This is a genomic window from Brucella sp. IR073, assembly GCF_049065735.1.
Taxonomy (GTDB): domain Bacteria; phylum Pseudomonadota; class Alphaproteobacteria; order Rhizobiales; family Rhizobiaceae; genus Paramesorhizobium.
On the sequence record NZ_JBAKHD010000004.1, the window covers coordinates 50,521 to 73,038 of the forward strand.

Sequence of the window (22,518 nt, forward strand, 5' to 3'; positions counted from 1 at the left end):
TCCCTTCGTTTGGGTTGGAGTACACTGACTGCAACCGAACGACGGGACGCCATAAACGTTCCTGTCCCTGAGAGCTTATTTAAGCCGGATATGGCCGAAGCCTAGTCAACCTTCGCACCGCCTCCGTTCCCGGCCCGCTCCTGCAATTCCTTCAGCAGCGCCTCGGCAATCGGCTCGTAATTGTCGTCGAAATGGTGGCCGCCGGGCTGTTTCATCTTCTCCATGGCGGAGAGCGTGGGCTCGGTGCAGACGGTATCGTCCTCCTCCTCGCCATAGACGCAGACGACCTTGTCGAGCGGCAGGGTGGCGATGGCCGGGGCGGTCTTGTGGCTGCCTTCCATTCCGAGCCAGCCCTCGATGGTGACCTGGAAGGTGGTCGTCGTCGAAGCGCCCAGCAGAGCGATCATTTGGGTCCGGTTCTGAAGTTCAGGATCAAGATACTGCCAGGCGAAGGGAAAAGTGTCCGCGCCGAAGGAATAGCCGAAGATGGCGATGGGCAGCTTGCCGGAGGGGTCCGCCTTCCGAAGAATGGCATCGGTGTCCTCGGCGATTTCCTGCGGCGTGCGCTCCGTCCAGAAATAGCGCAGCGAATCGACCCCCACCACATGGACGCCGTGATTGCTAAGCCAGTCGCCGATGGATTTGTCGATATCGCGCCAGCCGCCATCGCCGGAGAAGAACACGGCGACGTAATTCGCCTTGCCCTTGGCCGGAATGTCGATGATAGGCAGAGCCTCGTTGGCGGCGTCCTTGGTCGCCATCGCCGCCGCCGCATCCGCCGCCATGTTGAGCCGTACCGTCGGGTTCTCCGCCTTCTGTAGAACGGCAATGTGCCGCTTCTTTGCCTCCGCCGGGTCGTTCACCGGGCCTGACTGGCTCACAAGCGTCACCGGTGTCGGCAATATAGCGTCAAGCGCGTATGTATAGCCGCCACTGGGCGCAGCCGTCGCCTTGGCGCCTTCGCAGGAGGGAAGGCGGGACTTCAGCGCATCCGCCGGGTCAAGTCCGACCGCGCCCGCCAGCGTCGCATCCGGCGCATCTGCGGCGGCGGCGTAGGCGAGAGTCGCGCCCTGGCCGATGCCCGCGACGACCGGATGGAAATAGACGTCGAGATCGAGCGTCCGCAGCGCCTCCTTGGCGATGCCTTCGAAATCCGAATCGAGATAGATGCACTCGCCGTCATCCTTGTCGAGCTCGGCGCGCCATGTGTCGAGATTGACAGGCAACACGATGAGATTGCGGGCGAGCAGCGCATCGGCAAAGGCACGATCCCTGGCATTCATCCCGCCCGTATCGGAAACGAGGACGGCAAGGCCGATGGGATCGTCAGGAGGCATGAGGACGGGAATGTCCTTGAGCCGCTCGGCGCTCACATGGGTGGCGATATCCTCCGCGCCGGTCAGCCGGGCCCAATAGCGCGGAAGTTTGCCGGAATATCCGAGATATCCGGCTGTTGCGGCAACCAGCACCAGCGCGGCCATCGCGGCGGCAAGGAGTGGACGTTTCCTCATTTGCGGATGAACTCCAGCGGGTTGCCGTTGATGAGCGTCGTCACATCCACCAGCACGCGGGGCGTATCGAGGCCGCCGGGGCAGACGAGATAATGCGGGGACCAGACGGGATCGAACTTTTCCTTGAAGGCTTTCAGCCCGTCGAAATGGTAGAGATCCGCGCCGCGCCGGTAGAGAAAGGAGCCGAAGCGGTTCCATCGCGAGGCAAGCGGACTGCCGGAAAGACCGGAGAGAGGAGCCGCGCCGAGATTGAACCAGCGGAAACCTTCAGCCTTGGCCTGCATCAGCAGCTTGGCGAACAATGCGTCCATCATGATCTTCGATATGTTGGGCAGATAACGCATCATGTCGACAGTATACTCGTTCTTGTCGGCGCTGCGCCAGATATTGGCGAAGGCGACGATGGCGCCATCCTTCTTCATGACGGCGATATCGAAGCGGGACAGGAATTCCGGGTTGAAGAAGCCCAGCGAAAAGCGCTTCTCGCTGCCCGATTTGTGGGCGAGCCAAGCGTCCGACACGCGCCGCAGTTCCGGCATCAGCGCCGGAACCTGCTCAGCGGGGATGACTTCGAACACGAGGCCATCCCGCGTCGCCTTGCGATCGGCATAGCGAAAGGGCTGGCGCGATGGGCCGTCCAGCGAAAAATCCTGCAACTCGACGCGCGCGACTTCGCCGAGCTTCAGCGCGACGAGCCCCATATCGAGAAAGAGCGGCAGGCTCTGCGGCCCGACGCCGTAGAAGACGGTGCGCAGCGCCATCCGGTCCGCCAGCGCGTGGAACGACCAGGCCAGTTCTTCGGCAACCCGGCTGTCACCCACCGGCTCGCCAAGCGCAATAAGACTGCCGCCGGACTGCGCATACATGACGAAGCCGCGATTCTCCGGATCCATCAGGAACTGCTTGTCGCCGAGCAGCGCCAGCGCGGCCTCCGCATTGGGCGACGCCGCGACGAGCGCTGGCACAGCTTCAGGGATAGCAAAGTCTGCCTTCGACCGCCGCACGCCCCGGCGGTTGACGGCGGTGTTGAGGCAGACCACGAACACCACCGCGAGCACGAGCACGGTCGCCCGCAGGAAGCGCGGCGCACTGCCGTTCCAGGCAAAATCCCACCACAGGCTATTGGAATATTCGACATGCCGGTAGACGAAGAAGCCGAGCCATGTGGCGACCAGCACCGTGGTGCCGACACTGGCGATCCAGTTCCAGGTGAGTTCGAACGGTCCGGTGATCGGACGGCGGTAGAAGGAATCGCGGAACACCCAGAGGATTCCCGCAAAGGCGCAGAGAATGAGCGCTTCCTCCCAGTCGAGGCCCTTGACGAGTGAGAAAACCGCGCCCGCCAAAAACAGGATCATGGTCGTGACCCAGGCGCGCGCCAGGCGTCGCGCCAGCCCGCGCGCGACGATGAGGAGGGCTACGCCGACAAAGCTCGCAGCTAGATGCGACATCTCGACGAAGAACAGCGGCAGAATGTCCGACAGGATTTCCAGCCGGTAATGCATTGCCGGGGTGACGCCCGAGATGAGCAGGACGATGCCGCCGAGGAACGTCACGCTGGCGGCGAGACCCGGAATGATTGGCTCGATGATACGTGCTGCGAAACGCGCCCGCTTGGTCAGTTGCTGGCGACGGCGAAGAACCTCCCAGACGAGAAGGCCGGCCACGGCAGTCAGCAGCGGCATGACGGTATAGATGAGCCGGTAGACGACGAGGGCGGCAATGGCCTGGGGATTTGCTCCAAGGCCGAGACCCGCTACGATGGTCGCCTCAAAGGCGCCGAGGCCGCCCGGCGCATGGCTGGCGACGCCGATAATGACGGCAATGACGTAGACGAGCGCGAAGATGGCGAAGCTGGGAACCACCCCCTCGGGCATCAGAACGTAAAGCGTCGCCGCCGCCGCCGTGACATCGACGAGACCGGCGGCGACCTGGATGAGCGCGCCGCGTGAGGTGGGGAGTTTCAGCGTGAACTGGCCGATCTGCAGGGAGCGGTCGCCCTTCGACAGCCAGTAGATGAGCCAGCCAATACCGCCGAGCAGAAGCACCCCGGCGAGAATATCGATGCGCGGATCGATTGCCGAAAGCCACGGAATGTCCGCCGGGTCGATCAGCATGGCCGCGCCGATGAGGATGATGAAGGCGAACCAGATGGCGAACCAGGAGGTCCCCACGATCCGCCCAATATCGAAAAGGCTTATGCCTTCCGCCGCATAGATGCGGTAGCGCAGCGCGCCGCCCGTCAACAGAGAGAAGCCGAGCGCGTTGGAAATCGCATAGCCCGTCGCGCCCGCTACCCCGGAAAGCCAGTGCGGTATGCGCCCCGGCGCGATGGTATCGACCGCCACCACGTCATAGAGCGCGACGGCCACATAGCTGAGACAGGTGAAGAACAGCGCGAGCCCGATGGCGTGGAGCGATGTATGTTCGATCGCAAGCAGCGTTTCATGCCGGGAGGTATGCCGCAGCATATCCTGCAGTACGAACAGCGCTAGCAGGGCGATGGCAATGCCGGCAACCGGCAGCGCAATGGGCTGGAATCGCTTAAGTCTGCGCCAAAAGCCGGGAGCGAAGGCAAATGACTGCGGGCCATCAATTGGGTTCATAGGCGCTACCTTGGAGCATATTCCCTGAAGGCTACAACTTTTAGATATGTTTGCGGCTGACAAGACTTTGGCAAAAGCTGATCCTTCGCCCGCTTGGTCCCGATTCTAGGCAAACTTGTGGTAATAATCAGCGGCCGAAAAATTCTCCTCGTCCATTCGACCTGCGTCAACGATAGCACGGATTTTACTTGGGATTGCTGCGGGGTGCGATTAGATCGGATCAAAGATTTGATAGTTATGACGAAACCGGAAAGCACTGAGGGGGAAACATGGCGCTCGACGTCTCCTATGTAACGGCGGTTGGTGCGGGTGCGCTGTCGTTCCTGTCGCCCTGCGTGTTGCCACTCGTCCCGCCCTATCTGTGCTATATGGCGGGCGTATCCGTCGAGGATTTCCGGGCCGATGGAGCGGCAACCGCCGATGCGTCACGAAGGAAGGCGCTGTTTGCCGCATCCTTCGCCTTCGTGCTCGGCTTCACCACGGTGTTTGTCGCGCTGGGGGCGGGGGCGTCGTCCATCGGCGCATTTCTGCGGGCATGGCAGCAGGAGATTGCCATTATCGCCGGCCTTGCCATCATCGTGATGGGCCTCAATTTCCTGGGCCTCTTCCGCCTGTCGATCCTCTCCCGCGAGGCCCGCTTCCAGGCGCGGAACGCTCCGGCAAATCCGGTCGGCGCCTATGTCATGGGCCTCGCCTTCGCATTCGGCTGGACGCCGTGCATCGGCCCGGTGCTCGGTCCCATCCTGACGCTCGCTGGGGCGAGAAGCACGGTGGGCGAGGGAGCGACCTTGCTTGCCACCTATTCGTTGGGCCTAGGCATTCCCTTTATCATTGCCGCGCTGTTCTCCGGCGCGTTCATGCGTTTTCTGGCCAAATTCAGGGTACATCTGGGCAAAGTGGAAAAAGTGATGGGCGTTCTGCTTGTCGTCGCCGGGTTGCTTTTCCTGACGGGCGGGATGCAGTCCTTCTCCTTCTGGCTGCTGGAAACATTTCCCGCGCTCGGTCAACTCGGGTAAGCCTATTTATAGGCTTTGCCGATTAGGGTAGGGAGCTTATAAAGCCCCCGCTCTGTTCCTCACCAGGTACTTATTCCCATGACCAGCCGAACCTGTCTTTCGATCATCCTTGCTGCCGGCGAAGGGACGCGGATGAAATCCGATCTGCCCAAGGTGCTGCACAAGATCGCAGGCCTGCCGCTCGTCTGCCATGTGGCCAAGGCGATCAGGGGCGCAGGCGAGGGCGATATCGCGCTTATTGTCGGACGCGGCGCGGATGCAGTGAAGGCGGCGGTGGAGCAGGCACCCAATGTCTCGGCCTATGAGCAGAAGGAGCGCCTCGGCACCGCCCATGCGGTGCTGGCGGCGCGCGAGGCCATCGCACGGGGCTATGACGATCTCCTTGTGGTGTTCGGCGACACTCCCCTGATCGAGGATTGTGCCCTGATCGACGCTCGCAACAAGCTGGCAGAAGGCTTCGATATCGTGGTGATGGGCTTCCGACCGGTCAATCCCACCGGCTACGGCCGGCTGATAGAAGAGAACGGCAAACTCATCGCGATACGCGAGGAAAAGGACGCAACCGATTCTGAGAGAAGCATAAATTTCTGCAATGGTGGGTTGATGGCCCTGAAGGGCGTACATGCGTTGACTCTACTTGAGAAGGTCCGCAACGATAACGCCAAGGGCGAATACTATCTCACTGATATCGTTGAAATCGCGCATCGCGACGGACTGCGGGTAACGGCAATCGAGGTGCCCGTGGACAATGTCATCGGCATCAACACCCGTGTGGAACTGGCTGAAGCCGAAGCCATCTGGCAACAGCGCAAGCGCCGATCCGTCATGCTGTCCGGCGTGACGCTGATCGCACCGGAAACCGTATTCTTCTCGCACGACACGCAAATCGAGCCGGATGTGCTGATCGAGCCCAATGTCTTTTTCGGCCCCGACGTCCATATCGCATCCGGTGCGGTGATCCATGCTTTCAGCCATATCGAGGGCGCGCGCGTCGGCCCGGATGTGGAGATCGGCCCCTTCGCACGGCTTCGTCCGGGTGCCGACCTCGCTGAAAAAGCAAAGGTCGGCAATTTTTGTGAGGTCAAGAACGCCATTGTCGAGAAGGGCGCCAAGATCAACCACCTCTCCTATATCGGCGACGCTTCCATCGGCGCGGGCGCCAATATCGGTGCGGGGACCATCACCTGCAACTACGACGGCTACAACAAGAGCAAGACGGAGATCGGCGCGGGCACGTTTATCGGCTCCAACACGTCGCTGGTCGCCCCTGTTTCGGTCGGCGATAACGCCTATGTCGCCTCCGGCAGCGTGATCACCGAAAACGTCCCCGCCAATGCGCTTGCCTTCGGCCGCGCGAGGCAGGTGATAAAGGAAGGCCGCGCCACGGTGCTGCGAGAAAAATATGCAGCGATCAAGGCGGGGAAGAAGGCCGGAAAATAAGTTAAAGCCGCGAAAGACATTGTGATTACCCGGCTGGCAAATCGCAGTTTAAGCAATCTGCGGCTGATTTGAATCGGAAAAAAGGGAAGCGCTTGCATGTGTGGCATTATCGGGATCGTCGGCGTCAATTCTGCCGCTCCGCGTCTGGTCGATTCGCTGAAGCGGCTGGAATATCGCGGCTATGACTCGGCTGGCGTCGCCACGCTGGAAGACGGCCGGCTCACGCGCCGCCGCGCCGAAGGCAAGCTCGTCAATCTGGAAAAGCGGCTCGCGGATGATCCGCTCTCCGGCACGATCGGCATCGGCCACACCCGCTGGGCAACCCATGGCGCGCCGACCGAGCGCAACGCCCATCCGCATATGACCGACAAGCTCGCCATCGTCCATAACGGCATCATCGAGAATTTCGCGGAACTTCGTGCCGATCTGGAAGCCGATGGCTACACCTTTCAGACCGATACCGACACCGAGGCCGTGGCCCATCTGGTGACGCGCGAACTGGACCGAGGAAAGAAGCCGGTGGAAGCGGTGCGCGAAAGCCTGGCCAAGCTGAGGGGCGCATTCGCACTGGCATTCCTCTTTGCCGGTGACGAGGATCTGCTGATCGGTGCCCGCCAAGGACCGCCGCTTGCCATCGGCCATGGCGAGGGCGAGATGTTCCTGGGCTCGGACGCGGTCGCGCTCGCCCCCTTCACCGATACCGTCACCTATCTCCACGACGGCGATTGGGCCGTGCTGACGCGCGAAAGCGTTGTCATCTACGATGAAAACGGCAAGGAAGTTTCCCGCCCCGCGCAGAAATCGGCCGGCGCGGCTTTTCTGGTGAGCAAGGGCAACCACCGCCATTTCATGGAAAAGGAAATCCACGAGCAGCCGGAGGTCATCTCCCACACGCTCGCCCATTATCTCGATTTCACCAGCGGCAAGATCAAGCCCGAGAGCGTTCCGGTCGATTTCACGAAGATCGGCCGGCTGGCGATTTCCGCCTGCGGCACGGCCTTCTATGCCGCGTCAATCGGCAAATACTGGTTCGAGCAGATCGCGCGCATCCCTGTCGATATCGATATCGCCTCGGAATTCCGTTATCGCGAAATGCCCTTGTCGAAGGACACGCTTGCGCTTTTCGTTTCGCAGTCCGGCGAAACGGCCGACACGCTGGCGAGCCTGCGCTATTGCAAGGCTCAAGGCTTGCAGATCGCTTCCATCGTCAATGTCCGGGAATCGACCATCGCCCGGGAATCGGACGTGGTGTTCCCGACGCTGGCCGGCCCGGAGATCGGCGTCGCCTCGACCAAGGCATTCACCTGCCAGCTTTCGGTCTTGGCCGCGCTCGCCATTGCCGCTGGCCGGGCGCGCGGCACCATCGATGAAAAACAGGAACAACAGCTCGTCCGCCATCTCTCCGAAATCCCGCGCTTCGCCAACGAAGTGCTGCATCTCTCCTCCCAGGTGGAAGCGGTCTGCCGCGAGCTGATGCTCGTCAAGCACGCGCTTTATCTCGGCCGCGGCACCAGCTTCCCGCTCGCCATGGAAGGCGCGCTGAAGCTGAAGGAAATCTCCTATATCCATGCCGAAGGTTACGCCGCGGGCGAATTGAAGCACGGCCCCATCGCGCTCATCGACGAGACGATGCCGGTTATCGTCATCGCCCCGCATGACAAGCTCTATGAGAAGACCGTCTCCAATATGCAGGAAGTCGCGGCGCGCGGCGGCCGCATCATCCTGATTACGGACAAAAAAGGCGCGTCGGCGGCAGGATTGAAGACCCTCGACACCATCGTCCTGCCCGACATGCCCGAAATCATCGCCCCGCTGATCTACGCCCTCCCGGTGCAAATGCTCGCCTACCACACCGCCGTGTTCATGGGCACGGATGTGGACCAGCCGCGCAATCTGGCGAAGTCGGTGACGGTGGAGTAGGATGGGAGATAGCGGGAGGGGGCTGATTATGTTGTTACTACGAAAATTGACATTTAAAATTTATCGTAGTAACAATAATGCAGATTGAATTCGATCCGTTCAAACGGCGAGACACGCTAAACGAGCGCGGGCTCGACATGGCCGATGCTGCCACCGTGTTCGAAGGCGAGCATCTGACGATTGAAGATGATCGGTTCGACTATGGCGAAACCCGCTACATCACGGTTGGATTTTTGGCTGGCCGGATGGTCGTTCTCGTATGGACACCGCGCGGTGACAGGTGCCGCATTATCAGCCTGAGGAAAGCCAATGACCGCGAACAGAAAGCCTATGCCCCCCGATTTCGACGAAATCCCGGATTTATCCACGCCCGAATGGCTGGAGAAGTTCGCTACGGTCAAGGTGCAGCGTGGCCGTCCGAAAGCGCTCACTACCAAAGTGAGTACTACAATCCGCCTCAGCCCGGATGTGCTTGAGCATTTCAAAGCAGGAGGTCCCGGCTGGCAGTCGCGGATCAACGAGGCGTTGCGGAAAGTAGTCGAAGTCGAGAAGAAAAGCGCGCGCGAATTAGCGAGACTAGGCGGTACGGAGCCAGATATAGTCGCTCCGCCACGCCGTCGGTGGTGATGGTTTTCATCCCGCCCGCAACAGCCGCACCGCCTCATCCCGCCCGAACAGATAAAGCATTATCCGCAACGCCGCGCCGCGTTCGCTCGCCAGGTCAGGATCGCGTTCCAGGATGAGCCGGGCATCCTTGCGGGCGATTTCCAATAGATCGCCATGCGCTTCGATTGAGGCGAGGCGGAAGCCGGGCGTTCCCGATTGCCGCGTCCCCAGGAGTTCGCCTTCGCCACGAAGCTTTAGGTCCTCCTCCGCGATACGGAAACCATCCTCCGTCTCGCGCATGACCTGCAGCCGGGCACGGGAGACCTCCCCAAGCGGGCCTTTATAGAGCAGCAGGCAGGTGGATGGTTTGTCGCCGCGCCCGACGCGACCGCGCAGCTGGTGCAATTGCGCTAGCCCGAACCGTTCGGCATGTTCGATGACGATGACGGTCGCGTCGGGCACATCCACCCCCACTTCGATGACGGTGGTGGCGATGAGAATGCGTGTCTCGCCATGTTTGAAGGCGCGCATCGCCTCGTCCTTCTCCGCGCCGCTCATCCGGCCATGGATAAGGCCGAGCCGCTCGCCGAAGATCGGTTTCAGGGATTCAAAGCGCTCTTCGGCGGAGGTGAGCTCGACCACCTCGGATTCTTCCACCAGCGGGCAGATCCAGTAGATTTTCTGCCCCTCGGCGATGGCCGAGCGCATCCGTTCCACCAGTTCGTCCATCCGCTCCATTGGGATTGTGGCGGTGATGATGCGGCGGCGGCCCGCCGGTTTTTCCGTGAGTTTCGACACATCCATGTCGCCGAATGCCGTCAGCACCAGCGTGCGCGGTATGGGCGTCGCGGTCATGACGAGCATGTCCGGCGCGGTGCCCTTGGCGGACAATTGCAGACGCTGATGCACGCCGAAACGGTGCTGCTCGTCGATAATGGTCAGCACCAGATCATGATACTCGACCTTTTCCTGAAAGAGCGCATGGGTGCCGATGATGATATGGATACCGCCGCTCTTGAGATCGTCGAGAATTTGCTGCCGCTCGCGCCCTTTCTCTCGGCCGGTAAGAAGCCCCGCACGCAGCCCGGCCTTTTGGGCGATGGGCGCGATGGTGGCATAATGCTGCCGCGCCAGCACCTCCGTTGGCGCCATCAATGCCGATTGCCCGCCTGCTTCCGCCGCATGGGCCATAGCCAGGAGGCCGACCACAGTCTTGCCCGATCCGACATCGCCCTGCAGGAGCCGCAGCATCCGTTCCGGCTGTTTCAGGTCGGCAATGATGTTGGCGACCGCCTTTTGCTGGCTGCTGGTCAGCGAATAGGGCAGGGCGGCCAGCACTTGTTTGACCAAGCGCCCGTCACCTTCCAGCGGCCTGCCGGAAAGCCTGCGCGTCTTGAGCCGCACCAGCGCCAGCGCCAGTTGCCCGGCCAGAAACTCGTCATAAGCGAGCCTGCGCCGGGCCGGGCTCTCCCATGCGATGTCGGCCGGGTCTTCGGGCTCATGCAGCGTCTTCAGCGCTTCGGAAAAACTCGGAAATTGTTCGCGGGCCAGCAGCGCCGGTTCGATCCATTCGGGCAGCGCCGGAACGCGCGTCAGCGCCTCGCGCATGGCGCGCGTCAGGGTCTTCGGCGAAAGCCCGGCGGTCAGCGGATAGACAGGCTCGACCAGCGGCAGTGAGGCTGCGTCGGCGATGCTGGCGATATGGTCTGGATGCACCATGGAGGCGCGGCCATTGAACCATTCCATCTTGCCGGAGACGATGATCGTCTCGCCCTCCGGCATGCTCTTCTCCAGCCAGGCCTGCTGCGCATGGAAGAATACGAGTGCGATCTCGCCCGTATCGTCATGGCAGAATACCCGATGCGGAACATTGTTCCGCCCTTTCGGCGCGGGCTGATGCCGGTCCACTCGCACCTCCAGCGTGACGATCGCGCCCTCTTGTGCGAACGCGATGCCGGGCCGGTTGCGCCGGTCGATGACGCTATGCGGCGGCAGAAAGAGAAGCTGGCCAATGCGCGGCTCAGTGCTTATTCCCTCGGTTCCGAGGAGCTTGCCCAGCAGCGCGGTCACTTTCGGCCCGACGCCGGAAAGCGATTGGACGGAAGCGAAGAGCGGATCGAGAAGGGACGGGCGCATAAGTTGACCATTACCGCGTTCGTTGTGCCTTGCAAGGCTGACAGAACCATCATCCCGCGCTATATGCACGGCAACATCCTTTCGCTTCGATATCAAAGCGGCAATCCGGAGATATAAGGCATGACGGGCAGCACGCTGATCAGCGCTGATCTCGACCCACGGCGGCGCAAGCTTTTGTTCCGTTCCTGGCATCGCGGCATGCGCGAGACGGACCTGATCCTCGGCCAATATGCCGATGCGCATATCGCGGGAATGTCCGATGCGGAGCTCGATGAGTTCGAGCGGCTGCTGGAGGTGCTTGACCGCGATATCCTGAAATGGGTGACCGGCGAGGCCGAAACCGCGCCCGAATACGACACCCCGCTTTTCCGCGACATCATCGCTTTCCGGCAGAGAATGACGTTCTAGAATCATGCCTGTTTTTTCCAAACTCGGACTGAAAGCCAGCCTCGCGCGCCACATCGTCATCGATGGCGTGGCGGATGGATATGAGGCGTTCTGCCTGGCGCGCATCATCGAGGAGAAGGGCGATGGCGGCCCGGTGCTCTTCATCGTGCGCGACAGCCACCGTGCCGCCGATATCGAGCAGGTCCTGAGCTTCGTCCGGCCCGATCTGCCGGTGCTGAACTTCCCGGCATGGGACTGTCTGCCCTATGACCGCGTTTCGCCCGGCTCCGATGCCGCGGCGCGCCGTCTGACGGCAATGGCGGGCATGGCGAGCTTGCGCGAGCAGAAGCATCCGGGCGTGATTCTCGCGACCGCCAATGCCGTCGTGCAGAAGTTGCCGCCGCGTGAGGCTATTGCCGCACAGGTCTTCGTCGCGCGTCCGGGCAATCGGGTCGATATGAACGAGCTGGCGCAAAGACTGGAGCGGAACGGCTTCGAGCGCGTCTCCACCGTCCGCGATGTCGGCGAATTCGCCGTGCGCGGCGGCATTCTCGATCTCTACGTGCCGGGCTCGAATGAGCCCCTGCGCCTCGATTTCTTCGGCGATACGCTGGAGACGATCCGCAGCTTCGACCCGGCCTCGCAGCTTACCACCGGCACACGCAAGGAGTTTTCGCTCCAGCCGATGAGCGAGGTGACGCTCAGCCCCGACGCGATCAGCCGCTTCCGCAGCAATTATGTTCAAGCCTTCGGCGCGCCCTCGCGCGACGATGCGCTCTATCAGGCCATCAGCGAGGGACGCCGCTTCTCCGGCATGGAGCATTGGCTGCCGCTCTTTTACGATGGACTGGAAACGATCTTCGACCATGCCGGCAACATGCCCGTGGTCTTCGACCACCTGGCGCATGAGGCGCTGGCAGAGCGCCACAAGATGGTGCTGGATCACTATGAGGCCCGCAAGCGCCAGAGCGACGGCAAGGAGCCGGGCGACGCCGTGCCCTACAAGCCGGTCGCGCCGTCGACGCTCTATCTCTCGCCCGAGGCGCTGGAGCGCGCCGCGGTCGATGCCGGAACCCGCATCGACCTGACGCCGTTCGAGCAGCCCGACACGCCGGGCCGCCATGTGATCCATGCGAATGTGCATAAAGGGCGCAATTTTGCCGAGGAACGCGCGGCGAAGGATGTCAATCTCTTCGAAAGCGTGGTGGACTATCTCGGCAAGCTTCGCGCGGACGGCAAGAAGATCCTTCTCGCCGCCTGGAGCGAGGGCTCGCTCGACCGTCTCATGCAGGTTCTGGCCGAGCATGGCCTGGAAAAGATGGAGACGGTGCAGAACCTCGGCACCGTCAAGGCGCTGTCGCGCGACAAGATCACCGCCACGGTGCTCTTCATCGAAAGCGGCTTCGATGCCGGCGATCTGGTGGTTGTCGCGGAGCAGGATATTCTCGGCGACCGGCTGGTGCGCCATTCCAAGCGCCGCAAGCGCGACCGGGATTTCATCAGCGAGGCGAGCGCGCTTTCAGCCGGCGATATCGTCGTCCATGTCGATCACGGTATCGGCCGTTTCGTCGGACTCAAGACCATCACCGCCGCCGGTGCGCCGCATGACTGCCTCGAACTGCATTATGCCGGTGACGACCGCCTGTTCCTGCCGGTCGAGAATATCGAACTCCTGTCGCGGTTCGGCTCCGAAGGCACCGATGTCGCGCTCGACAAGCTGGGCGGCGGCGCATGGCAGGCGCGCAAGGCCAAGCTCAAGAAGCAGCTTCTCGCCATAGCCGGACATCTCATCCGTATCGCCGCCGAACGCCAGATGCGTGGCGCGCCGGTGCTGACACCGCCCGACGGCATCTACGGCGAATTCGCCGCGCGCTTCCCCTATGATGAGACCGACGACCAGCAATCCGCCATCGATGCGGTGTTCGAGGATCTGGCCCAAGGCAAGCCGATGGACCGGCTGATCTGCGGCGATGTCGGCTTCGGCAAGACGGAAGTGGCGCTGCGTGCAGCCTTCGTCGCGGCGCTCAACGGCTATCAGGTGGCGGTGGTGGTGCCGACCACGCTCCTCTCGCGCCAGCATTTCAAGACCTTCTCGAACCGCTTCCATGGCCTGCCGATCCGCGTCGCCCATGCCTCGCGCATGGTGAGCGCGAAGGAACTTGCCGAGACCAAGAAGGAAGTCGCGGAAGGCAAGGTCGATATCGTCGTCGGCACCCATGCGCTGCTGGGGCAGGGGATCAAGTTCAACAATCTTGGCCTTCTCATCATCGATGAGGAGCAGCATTTTGGCGTCAAGCACAAGGAACGGCTGAAGGAGCTGAAGTCGGATATCCATGTCCTGACGCTTTCCGCAACGCCGATCCCGCGCACCCTGCAACTGGCGCTGACCGGCGTGCGGGAACTGTCGCTCATCACCACCCCGCCGGTCGACCGCATGGCGGTGCGCACCTTCGTCTCGCCCTTCGACCCGCTGGTCATCCGCGAGACGCTGCTGCGCGAGCGCTATCGTGGCGGCCACAGCTTCTATGTCGTCCCGCGCATTTCCGATCTGGCGGAGATCAAGGAGTTCCTGGACACCCATGTGCCGGAACTGAAGGTCGCGGTCGCGCATGGCCAGATGCCGCCGGGCGAGCTCGATGACATCATGAACGCCTTCTATGACGGCCAGTATGACGTGCTGCTTTCGACGACGATCGTCGAATCCGGCCTCGATATCCCCAGCGCCAACACCCTCATCATCCACCGTGCCGATATGTTCGGTCTGGGGCAGCTCTACCAGCTTCGCGGCCGCGTTGGACGCTCGAAGGTGCGCGCCTTTGCGCTCTTCACCCTGCCGCCGGGCAAGATGCTGACGCCGAATGCCGAGCGCCGCTTGAAGGTGCTGCAATCGCTCGACACGCTGGGCGCCGGCTTCCAGCTTGCGAGCCATGACATGGACATCCGCGGCGCGGGCAATCTGCTTGGCGAGGAGCAATCCGGCCATATCAAGGAAGTTGGCTTCGAGCTTTACCAGCAGATGCTGGAAGAGGCGGTTGCTGAACTCAAGGGCACCGGCGAGGTGGAGGACGCGCACTGGTCGCCGCAGATCTCCATCGGCACGGCGGTGATGATCCCCGAATCCTATGTGCCGGACCTGCAATTGCGGCTGGGCCTCTATCGCCGTCTGGCCGATCTGGAAGAGCCGCAGGAGATCGACGGCTTCGGCGCGGAACTCATTGACCGCTTCGGCCCGCTGCCGGAAGAAGTGCAGCATCTGCTCAAGATCGTCTTCATCAAGGCGCTGTGCCGCAAAGCCAATGTCGAGAAGCTCGACGCCGGACCGAAGGGCGCCGTCATTCAGTTCCGCAACAAGACCTTCGCCAACCCGGCAGCGCTGGTGAAGATGATCGGCGAGCAGGGCTCGATGGCGAAGATCCGCCCGGATCAGAGCATCGTCTTCATCCGTGACTGGCCCACACCGGAGAAGCGGCTGAATGGCGCCGCGGTGATCATGACGCAACTGGCGAAGATTGCGATTGGGTAACGCCTCTTTCCCTCCCCCTTGCGGGGAGGGTGGCCCGAAGGGCCGGGTGGGGGTGGTAAAGGCAGCGCGGTGTGACTGCCTGTAAGGCGCATTATTTGGGCGGTAGGCTCAGTTACGTAATTCTTCGGAGCCTCCTCTATCGCCGCCACCCCCATCCGCCCGCTCCGCGGGCACCTTCCCCGCAAGGGAGAAGGAGGGTGCTCAACGATCCTCCGCCAGCCCAGGCTCGAAGCCATCCGCCGCCTGTGCAATCGCGTCTGCAAGCACTTCCGCCGTCTGCGCGCCCATCAAGGCATATTTCTGCTCGATGATAAAGCAGGGCACGCCCCGCACGCCGATGCGGTGGGCGGTTTCGATTTCCTGCTTCACGCTTTCGCGGTCGGCGTCGGTGGAAAGCAGGCTTGCCACGATCTGGCCGTCCATGCCGCAGGCGGATGCAGCATCCACCAGCACTTCATGGTCGCCGATATTGAGGCCTTGCTCGAAATAGAACGAGAAGAGCTTGCCAACGACCAGATCCTGCGTGCCCGGTCCCGCCTGTGAAGCCCACTGGATGACACGGTGGGCGTCGAGCGTGTTGGGCATCACCTCGATGGCGTCGAAATCGAATTCGATGCCGTCTTCCTCGCCAAGCTTGATCAACTGGTCATGGATTTCGTCGATGCGCGACTGGTTGCCGAACTTGTCCTTCATATAGGCCTTGCGGTCTTTACCCGCGGGCGGAATGCTTGGGTCGAGCTGGAAAGGCCGCCAGCGCACGGTCACATCCAGATCTGGCAGAAGCGCCAGCGCCCGTTCCAGCCGCTTGCGGCCCAGATAGCACCATGGGCATACCACGTCGGAGACGACATCGATTGTGATCTGTCTGTTCATTATGCCGGTCTCCGACCTCGTTGCTTTTCCGGCGTTTCCGGAACGGTTCATGTGGGATCATGCCACCATGTTGGCAGCTGGAACCCATACAGGGAAGTCCTTTCCGGATGCTTTATCCGCTGCCAGCGTGCCACCCATTGCGCGGGCGGATGGTAGAGCGGCACATAATAATAACCCGAGATCAACACCCGATCGAGCGCGCGCACGGCGCTGACGAAATCTTCCTCGCTGCGCGCCGCAAGCAGCGCCGTGATCATCGCATCCACGGCAGGGTCGGCGACGCCCGCATAGTTGAAGCTGCCCTGCGCATCCCGCGATATCGAGCCCCAGCGCCCCCATTGTTCCTCGCCCGGCGACAAGGTTCCGCTGAGCGCGCCGAGAATCATGTCGTAATCGAAGGTCTGCAGCCGCTGCTGATATTGCGCATCGTCTACGGTACGCACATTGACCGTGATGCCGAGTCGGCGGAGTGTGCGTGCATAGGCGAGGCTGATCTTCTCCTCGTCCGGCCCGCGCGTCATGATCTCGAAGGTGAACGGCTTGCCGGAAGGGTCGAACGCCTGCTCGTCGTGGAAAGTGAATCCGGCCTTTAACAGAAGATCATAGGCTCGCTCCGCCGCCGCACGGTCGCGTCCGCTGCCGTCAGTCACAGGCGCGCGCCATGTGCCGTCCATCACATCGGGCTCCACCGCATCGGGGAAGGGGGCGAGCAGCGCCTTTTCCCGCGCGTCCGCCGGGCGGCCGACCGAGGAAAGCATTGAGCCATCCCAGTACCCTTCGGTGCGCTCATAGAGCCCGGCATAGAGCGCACGGTTCGCCCATTCGAAATCGAAGAGGTCCGTCAGCGCCTGCCGCACCCGCTTGTCCGCGAATTTCTCCCGGCGGGTGTTGAAGACGAAGCCCAGCATATTGTTGGGCGTGCCCTTCTTGAAACTGTCCTTGATGACAAGGCCCTGCGTGACCGCGGGAAAATCATATTCCGTGTTCCAGCGGGTAGGGTCGCCCTCGATCTGTACATCAACGATGCCCTTCTTGAACGCCTCGAACTGTGCCGTGTCGTTGCGGAAATATTCGATAATGATCTGGTCGTAATTGTTAAAGCCGCGCCGGGAAGGCACGTCCTTTCCCCAATAATCGGGATTGCGCTTGTAAACGATACGGGCGCCCGGCTGCACCTGGCCGATGATATAGGGACCGCTGCCCACAGGCGGTTTCAGCGAGGCATTGCCGAAAGTGTTCGGGTCGATGGCATGCTTCGGCAGCACCGGCATAGCGCTGGCGATAAGCAGGGGCAATTCGCGGTCCCCCTTGTCATCGAAGGTGAAGCGGACGCTTCGCTCGCCGGTCTTCTCGATGCTGGCGATCCTTTTCACGCGCGTCGAGAAGGGAGGGCGCCCCTTCTCTCCGAGGATCTTGTAGGTGAAGATAACGTCGTCCACTGTGATCGGCTGGCCGTCCGACCATTTCGCCTTCGGATTGAGTGTGAATTCGATCCATTTGCGGTCTTCGGGCATTTCCACCTTTTCGGCGATCAATCCATAGAGCGAAAAAGGCTCGTCGCCGGAGCGCTGCATCAGCGGCTCGAAGACCAGATTGCCGAATTCCCCGTCGAGGAAGAGCCCGCGCGCCGTGGTGCGCATGCTTTGCAGCACGAAGGGGTTGAGACTGTCGAACGTGCCGATGACGCCGTAATGGACGCTGCCCCCCTTCGGTGCGTCGGGGTCGGCATAGGGAAAATGCGTGTAATCGGGCGGAAGGTCCGGCTCGCCATGCATGGCGATGCCATGGGTCGGCTCGGCTTGCGCCGGAGGGAAATAGCCGAGGCCCAGACCCATGACGGCGAGGAGGAGGGTTATGATATATTTGCCGAGCATTCCGATTCCGATCGACCGAGCTTAACGCTGATTCGCAGTCAAAGGTTTCATGTTGGTTAAATGCACCAATTGGTGGGTTTTTGTGAACATGTGGCTTTTCGGCGCTGGATTTGACCTGGCAAGCAGTGTAACACGCCTCTCGAAACAATCCGGTCACGCTGTTGCCGCATTCGCCCATCACTGACAAGCTGGACGTGACCGCCAAATGGACCAGACCGCTGAAAGGAACCTGCCCGCTATGTCCATGACGAAGACTTTCGCTGCCGCCTCCGCTGTTGCTGGCGCGTTCGCTTTGTTTGCAACTGCGACCTTCCCGGCTTTTGCGCAGCAGCCTCCGCAGGGCTGGTTCAAGGTATGCTCCAAGCAGGAGGACAACGATATCTGCAACACGCAGAACATCGTCACCGCCGATTCCGGCCAGTTGCTGACCGCCGTTAATCTCATCGAGATCAAGGGAAAGATCAACCGCAAGATCTTCCAGGTATCGGTTCCCACTGGTCGCCTGATCCAGGCGGGCGTCGGCATGCAGATCGACAGCAACAAGCCGCAGAAGGTCGAATACGGCATCTGTTTCCCCGATCGCTGCATCGCCGAAGTGGTGCTGTCGGACGACCTCTTGAAGGCGCTCCAGAAGGGCAGCAAGATGACGCTGACCTCGGTGAATTTCCAGAACAAGCCGAACCCGATCAACGTTTCGCTTTCCGGCTTCTCGCAGGCGCTGACCGGCCCCGGCCTCCAGCAGCCCGAACTGGAAGCACGCCAGAAGGAGCTTCAGGAAGCCGTCCAGAAGCGCCAGAAGGAATTCGAGGCCAAGATGAAGGCCGAGCAGGAAAAGGCGAAGGCCGGTAACTGATCCGATTCAGTTTCAAGGAAATGAAAAGGACGCCCTCGGGCGTCCTTTTTTGTTGCTGGTTCATCGGTTAGCCTGAATCGCCGACTGGGCGCATCCCTCAACAATGATCCGCGCTAATTCGCGTGCTGCACCTTCACCTTGTAAATCCCATTCTCCACGCGATCGAAGATGTCCGCTATCTGCGGATGGCGCAGGGGCTCGCCGCTCAGGTCAGGCACGAGGTTCTGCTCCGAGACATAGGCGATATATTCGCTTTCCGCGTTTTCGGCGAGCAGGTGGTAGAATGGCTGGTCGCGGCGCGGCCGTACGGCCTCGGGGATCGACTGATACCATTCTTCCGTATTGGCGAATTCCGGATCGACGTCGAAAACGACGCCGCGGAAGGGAAAGAGCCGATGCCTGACGACTTGGCCGATCTGGAACTTCGCGTGTTTTATCTGAGTAATGCCCATCGTCCTTGTCGCATCATTGCATTCTCTAAATGCCTATTTGGCGCTGCGGGGCGTGAATTTCCAGTCACTAAGCGGGGAGAAGAGATTGACGAAGCCGCTGCCGGGCTTGAGTCCCTCGCGCATGAAGAAGCCGCGCAGCGGCGCGAAGGAACGAAGAAGCTCGAGCCCGACGCCGCGCGCCACCTGCGCCGGCAGGAGGCCGGAGAGGAGCGAGCGGTTGAGCGCGTCCACCGATCCTGTACGTGCCAGCACATCCGGCCGCCGCATGCGGTCATAGGCGCGGATGACGCGGTCCGAACCGGCGTCGGAAGCATCGGCCTTTAGTGCTTTCAACAGAGTCTCAACGTCACGGACGCCGAGATTGAGACCCTGCGCGCCGATGGGCGGAAACACATGCGCGGCCTCGCCGGCAAGCACCGTGCGGTTGCGGGCGAAGGCGGTGGGCACCAGCCCGGAGAGGGGCCAGGCCTGTTGCTTCGTCTCGATAGTGACCTTGCCGAGCATCGAATGCATTCGAATTTCTACCTTCGCCGCAAGCGCCTCCGCGTCGAGGTCCATCAGCCGGCCCGCGAGGCGGGGATTGGCAACCCAGACGAGGCTGGAGCGGCGGTCGGGCAGGGGAACCTGCGTGAACGGGCCATCCTCTGTGTGGAATTCGGTCGAGATATTCTCATGATCGAGCGTATGAGCGAAGGAGAGCACCACTGCCGTCTGCGGATAGGTCCAGCGCTTCACACCGATTCCAGCCGCCTCCCGCGCAGGCGAGCCGCGCCCGTCGCAGGCGACGAGCAACCGCGCCGCGATCTCGCCTTCATCGGTCGTGACCGCGACATGATCCGCCATATGCCGGTAGCCGGTGGCCGGCGCCAGGATGCGGGTGATCCGCCGCTCGCCGTCCACGGCGTCGAAAAGCACCTTGTTCAAGGCCGTGTTCGGCATGTTGTAGCCGAAGGCCGATTCGCCGATCTCCCCGGCGCGGAAAGTGACGGTAGGGCTGCGGACGAGGCGGCGCGTGGCATCGACGATGCGCATGGTCGCAAGCGGCGCGGCCTGCGGCTCTAGGACCTCCCAGACGCCAAGCTCCCTAAGAAAACCGATGGCCGGCATCATCAGCGCGGTGGTGCGCTGGTCGTTTTCGCTGGGGGGAGGGCCGATCAGCGCCACGCCATGGCCCTGGCCCGCCAGCGCGAGCGCCGCGATCATGCCCGCCGGGCCGCTGCCCGCGATAGCGATCTGCTTCTCGATTGTGACGGCCATGGCTTATTCCCTTTCGAAACGGCATCCACCTTCCCTAGTCATCTAGGCCTCAGCCAAAGGAAAGGCACGGGAAAAATCGTCACAAGGGCCGCTCTCGCGCGTTTTCCCTTGCTCTTTAAGCTTAATTTGCGAAAAGGTCTCCCCATCGAGCGACCAACGAAAAAGACTGGCAAGGCGCGTGAAAGAGAAATTGTCCGAGACATTTAAGCCCAAGCGGGTGACCATGCCCCAGGTCCGGGCTTTTTCTGTGCATCTGCTGACGGCATCCGGGTCTTTCCTGGCGTTTCTTTCCCTCGTCGCGGCGAGCGAGGAGCGCTGGACGGCCATGTTCTGGTGGCTGGGGCTCGCCCTGCTTGTTGACGGAATCGATGGGCCGATCGCCCGCAAGCTCGACGTCAAATATGTCCTGCCCACCTGGTCCGGCGAGCTTCTCGACAATATCATCGATTATGTCACTTATGTGCTGATCCCCGCCTTCGCGCTTTACCAAAGCGGCTTCATGGGCGAGGGGCTGTCCTTCCTCTCCGGCGCGATCATCGTGATTTCAAGCGCGATCTATTATGCCGACACGAGCATGAAGACGAAGGAAAATTTCTTCAAGGGCTTCCCGGTCGTCTGGAACATGCTGGTGTTCACGCTGTTTATCGTCAAGCCGGGCGAGTGGGTGGCGTTCGGCATTGTCGTCGTCTCCGCCATTCTCTCCTTCGTCCCGCTGAACTTCCTGCATCCCGTGCGCGTCGTGCGCTTGCGCCCGGTCAATTTGACTATTTTCCTCGCTTGGTGCGCGCTGGGTGTCGTGGCCATCTGCTATGCGCTGGACGCGCCATTGTGGGTACGCATTGGCATTTCGGTGACGGGCCTCTATCTTTACTGCATCGGCGCCGTGATGCAGTTCTTCCCGAACCTGGGTGCATCCCGCGCTTAATCGGAACGGAGTGTAGCGATGACCCATGCCATCCGTGTTCATAAGGTTGGCGGACCTGGTGTGCTCGCCTACGAAACGGTGGAGGTGGGCGAACCCGGACCGGGGGAGGCCAAAATCCGGCAGGAGGCAATCGGCCTCAATTTTATTGACGTTTATTTCCGCACCGGCCTCTATAAGGCGCCATCGCTTCCTTTCACGCCCGGCAATGAAGGTGCGGGCATCGTCGTTTCCGTTGGCCCCGGCGTGACCAATGTGAAGCCGGGAGACCGCGTCGCCTATGTCGCGACCCTTGGCGCCTATGCCGGGGAACGCATCGTTCCGGCTGACCGTCTGGTCATCGTTCCGGACGCTATCGACCTCAGGACTGCCGCCTCGGTGATGCTAAAAGGCATGACCGCCCAATATCTCCTGCGCCGCACTTTTCCGGTAAAGAAGGGCGATACGATCCTGTTTCATGCGGCGGCGGGCGGCGTCGGCCTCATTGCCGGGCAATGGGCGAAACATCTGGGCGCGACGGTCATCGGCACCGCCAGTTCTCCGGAAAAGATCGAACTCGCCAAGGCTCATGGCTACGATCATGTTATCAATTACCGCACCGAGAATTTCGTCAGCCAAGTCAAGGAGCTGACCGGCGGGCAGGGCGTCGATGTGGTCTATGATTCGGTCGGCAAGGACACGTTTCCGGCCTCGCTCGACGTGCTGAACCCCTTCGGCATGTTCGTGAGCTTCGGTCAGTCTTCCGGCTCCATCCCGCCCTTCGATATCGCCCTCCTGCAGCAGAAGGGGTCGCTCTTCGCCACCCGCCCGTCGCTCAACACTTATATAGCCAAACGGGAAGATCTGGAGGCGTCGGCGAAGGATCTCTTCTCGGTCATCGAAAGCGGCGCAGTATTGGTCAAGATCAACCAGACCTATCCGCTTCAAAATGCAGATCAGGCGCATATTGATCTGGAAGGCCGCAAGACGACAGGCACGACGGTGCTTATTCCCTAGGCTCTGACCCTGCAATTGACGTGTAAAAATCTTCCGGCGCTGCACGTTCCGCTGCGGTGCGCATTGGCATCCCGCTCACGAATAACTATCTTACTGCATCGGCGCCGTGATGTAGCTCTGCTCGTGATGGGGGCTCCCGGCGTTTA

Annotated in this window: 17 protein-coding genes; 10 read left to right on the forward strand and 7 right to left on the reverse strand. The window is 61.5% G+C overall.

All coding sequences use genetic code 11. The features are described 5' to 3' along the window. Positions 1-101: 101 nt before the first annotated feature. Together ACOWVG_RS09640 and mprF are read right to left on the reverse strand one after the other, a co-directional pair. Entirely contained in the window at positions 102-1,511 is a 1,410-nt protein-coding gene (locus ACOWVG_RS09640) for a virulence factor family protein (RefSeq protein ID WP_420961758.1), read from the reverse strand. Further along, complete coding sequence (gene mprF, locus ACOWVG_RS09645; RefSeq protein ID WP_420961760.1) at positions 1,508-4,117, reverse strand: bifunctional lysylphosphatidylglycerol flippase/synthetase MprF; 2,610 nt, start codon at positions 4,115-4,117, stop codon at positions 1,508-1,510. The genes ACOWVG_RS09640 and mprF overlap by 4 nt, the downstream gene beginning before the upstream one ends. A 269-nt stretch (positions 4,118-4,386) precedes the next feature. Here mprF and ACOWVG_RS09650 point away from each other — a divergent pair, with 269 nt between their 5' ends. From ACOWVG_RS09650 to ACOWVG_RS09670, 5 genes are all read left to right on the forward strand, one after another. Next, positions 4,387-5,133, forward strand: coding sequence for a cytochrome c biogenesis CcdA family protein (locus ACOWVG_RS09650; protein WP_420961761.1), 747 nt, complete (start codon positions 4,387-4,389; stop codon positions 5,131-5,133). Positions 5,134-5,211: 78 nt separating this feature from the next. Beyond that, the gene (glmU, locus tag ACOWVG_RS09655; protein WP_420961762.1) at positions 5,212-6,573 is read left to right on the forward strand and encodes a bifunctional UDP-N-acetylglucosamine diphosphorylase/glucosamine-1-phosphate N-acetyltransferase GlmU; all 1,362 of its coding nucleotides are present in this window, start codon (positions 5,212-5,214) and stop codon (positions 6,571-6,573) included. 96 nt (positions 6,574-6,669) lie between these two features. Next, complete coding sequence (gene glmS, locus ACOWVG_RS09660) at positions 6,670-8,493, forward strand: glutamine--fructose-6-phosphate transaminase (isomerizing) (RefSeq protein WP_420961764.1); 1,824 nt, start codon at positions 6,670-6,672, stop codon at positions 8,491-8,493. A 77-nt stretch (positions 8,494-8,570) separates the two neighbouring features. Beyond that, entirely contained in the window at positions 8,571-8,969 is a 399-nt protein-coding gene (locus ACOWVG_RS09665; protein WP_420961765.1) for a BrnT family toxin, read from the forward strand. Further along, positions 8,896-9,120, forward strand: coding sequence for a BrnA antitoxin family protein (locus tag ACOWVG_RS09670; RefSeq protein WP_420961767.1), 225 nt, complete (start codon positions 8,896-8,898; stop codon positions 9,118-9,120). Before ACOWVG_RS09665 ends, ACOWVG_RS09670 begins: the two co-directional genes overlap by 74 nt. Positions 9,121-9,126: 6 nt before the next feature. Here ACOWVG_RS09670 and recG read toward each other — a convergent pair whose 3' ends face one another. Then, positions 9,127-11,235: an ATP-dependent DNA helicase RecG gene (gene recG / locus ACOWVG_RS09675; protein WP_420961769.1), complete on the reverse strand. Its 2,109-nt coding sequence runs from the start codon at positions 11,233-11,235 to the stop codon at positions 9,127-9,129. Positions 11,236-11,355: 120 nt separating this feature from the next. Here recG and ACOWVG_RS09680 point away from each other — a divergent pair, with 120 nt between their 5' ends. Then, positions 11,356-11,643, forward strand: coding sequence for a succinate dehydrogenase assembly factor 2 (locus tag ACOWVG_RS09680; RefSeq protein ID WP_420961770.1), 288 nt, complete (start codon positions 11,356-11,358; stop codon positions 11,641-11,643). A 4-nt stretch (positions 11,644-11,647) separates the two neighbouring features. Next, positions 11,648-15,145, forward strand: a complete 3,498-nt coding sequence (gene mfd, locus ACOWVG_RS09685) for a transcription-repair coupling factor (protein WP_420961772.1) — start codon at positions 11,648-11,650, stop codon at positions 15,143-15,145. 201 nt (positions 15,146-15,346) lie between these two features. Here the strand turns inward: mfd and ACOWVG_RS09690 are convergent, their stop codons facing one another. After that, positions 15,347-16,018, reverse strand: coding sequence for a DsbA family oxidoreductase (locus tag ACOWVG_RS09690; protein ID WP_420961774.1), 672 nt, complete (start codon positions 16,016-16,018; stop codon positions 15,347-15,349). Positions 16,019-16,065: 47 nt separating this feature from the next. Then, positions 16,066-17,853 (reverse strand): extracellular solute-binding protein, encoded by a 1,788-nt coding sequence (locus ACOWVG_RS09695; protein ID WP_420962398.1) that lies wholly within the window; start codon positions 17,851-17,853, stop codon positions 16,066-16,068. 277 nt (positions 17,854-18,130) lie between these two features. On the opposite strand from ACOWVG_RS09695, the gene ACOWVG_RS09700 reads away from it, so the two are divergent. Beyond that, the gene (locus ACOWVG_RS09700; RefSeq protein WP_420961776.1) at positions 18,131-18,745 is read left to right on the forward strand and encodes an invasion associated locus B family protein; all 615 of its coding nucleotides are present in this window, start codon (positions 18,131-18,133) and stop codon (positions 18,743-18,745) included. Between the two features lie 113 nt (positions 18,746-18,858). Here ACOWVG_RS09700 and hspQ read toward each other — a convergent pair whose 3' ends face one another. Further along, on the reverse strand, positions 18,859-19,197 hold the full coding sequence (gene hspQ, locus ACOWVG_RS09705) for a heat shock protein HspQ (RefSeq protein WP_420961778.1): 339 nt from the start codon (positions 19,195-19,197) through the stop codon (positions 18,859-18,861). Between the two features lie 33 nt (positions 19,198-19,230). After that, the gene (locus ACOWVG_RS09710) at positions 19,231-20,454 is read right to left on the reverse strand and encodes a UbiH/UbiF family hydroxylase (protein WP_420961779.1); all 1,224 of its coding nucleotides are present in this window, start codon (positions 20,452-20,454) and stop codon (positions 19,231-19,233) included. Between the two features lie 223 nt (positions 20,455-20,677). Here ACOWVG_RS09710 and pcsA point away from each other — a divergent pair, with 223 nt between their 5' ends. Beyond that, a complete protein-coding gene (pcsA, locus tag ACOWVG_RS09715) occupies positions 20,678-21,379 on the forward strand; it encodes a phosphatidylcholine synthase (RefSeq protein WP_420962399.1) in 702 nt (233 codons plus the stop codon). A gap of 18 nt (positions 21,380-21,397) precedes the next feature. After that, complete coding sequence (locus tag ACOWVG_RS09720) at positions 21,398-22,372, forward strand: quinone oxidoreductase family protein (RefSeq protein WP_420961780.1); 975 nt, start codon at positions 21,398-21,400, stop codon at positions 22,370-22,372. The last annotated feature ends 146 nt before the right edge of the window (positions 22,373-22,518 follow it).

Bases quoted from the DNA above. Each gene is read 5' to 3' on its own strand.
- ACOWVG_RS09695 (WP_420962398.1), bottom strand. From the start codon at position 17,853: ATGGGTCTGGGCCTCGGCTATTTCCCTCCGGCGCAAGCCGAGCCGACC.
- mfd (WP_420961772.1), top strand. From the start codon at position 11,648: ATGCCTGTTTTTTCCAAACTCGGACTGAAAGCCAGCCTCGCGCGCCAC.
- pcsA (WP_420962399.1), top strand. From the start codon at position 20,678: ATGCCCCAGGTCCGGGCTTTTTCTGTGCATCTGCTGACGGCATCCGGG.
- ACOWVG_RS09680 (WP_420961770.1), top strand. From the start codon at position 11,356: ATGACGGGCAGCACGCTGATCAGCGCTGATCTCGACCCACGGCGGCGC.
- mprF (WP_420961760.1), bottom strand. From the start codon at position 4,117: ATGAACCCAATTGATGGCCCGCAGTCATTTGCCTTCGCTCCCGGCTTT.
- ACOWVG_RS09650 (WP_420961761.1), top strand. From the start codon at position 4,387: ATGGCGCTCGACGTCTCCTATGTAACGGCGGTTGGTGCGGGTGCGCTG.
- glmU (WP_420961762.1), top strand. From the start codon at position 5,212: ATGACCAGCCGAACCTGTCTTTCGATCATCCTTGCTGCCGGCGAAGGG.
- glmS (WP_420961764.1), top strand. From the start codon at position 6,670: ATGTGTGGCATTATCGGGATCGTCGGCGTCAATTCTGCCGCTCCGCGT.
- recG (WP_420961769.1), bottom strand. From the start codon at position 11,235: ATGCGCCCGTCCCTTCTCGATCCGCTCTTCGCTTCCGTCCAATCGCTT.
- hspQ (WP_420961778.1), bottom strand. From the start codon at position 19,197: ATGGGCATTACTCAGATAAAACACGCGAAGTTCCAGATCGGCCAAGTC.
- ACOWVG_RS09690 (WP_420961774.1), bottom strand. From the start codon at position 16,018: ATGAACAGACAGATCACAATCGATGTCGTCTCCGACGTGGTATGCCCA.
- ACOWVG_RS09640 (WP_420961758.1), bottom strand. From the start codon at position 1,511: ATGAGGAAACGTCCACTCCTTGCCGCCGCGATGGCCGCGCTGGTGCTG.
- ACOWVG_RS09720 (WP_420961780.1), top strand. From the start codon at position 21,398: ATGACCCATGCCATCCGTGTTCATAAGGTTGGCGGACCTGGTGTGCTC.
- ACOWVG_RS09700 (WP_420961776.1), top strand. From the start codon at position 18,131: ATGTCCATGACGAAGACTTTCGCTGCCGCCTCCGCTGTTGCTGGCGCG.
- ACOWVG_RS09710 (WP_420961779.1), bottom strand. From the start codon at position 20,454: ATGGCCGTCACAATCGAGAAGCAGATCGCTATCGCGGGCAGCGGCCCG.
- ACOWVG_RS09665 (WP_420961765.1), top strand. From the start codon at position 8,571: ATGCAGATTGAATTCGATCCGTTCAAACGGCGAGACACGCTAAACGAG.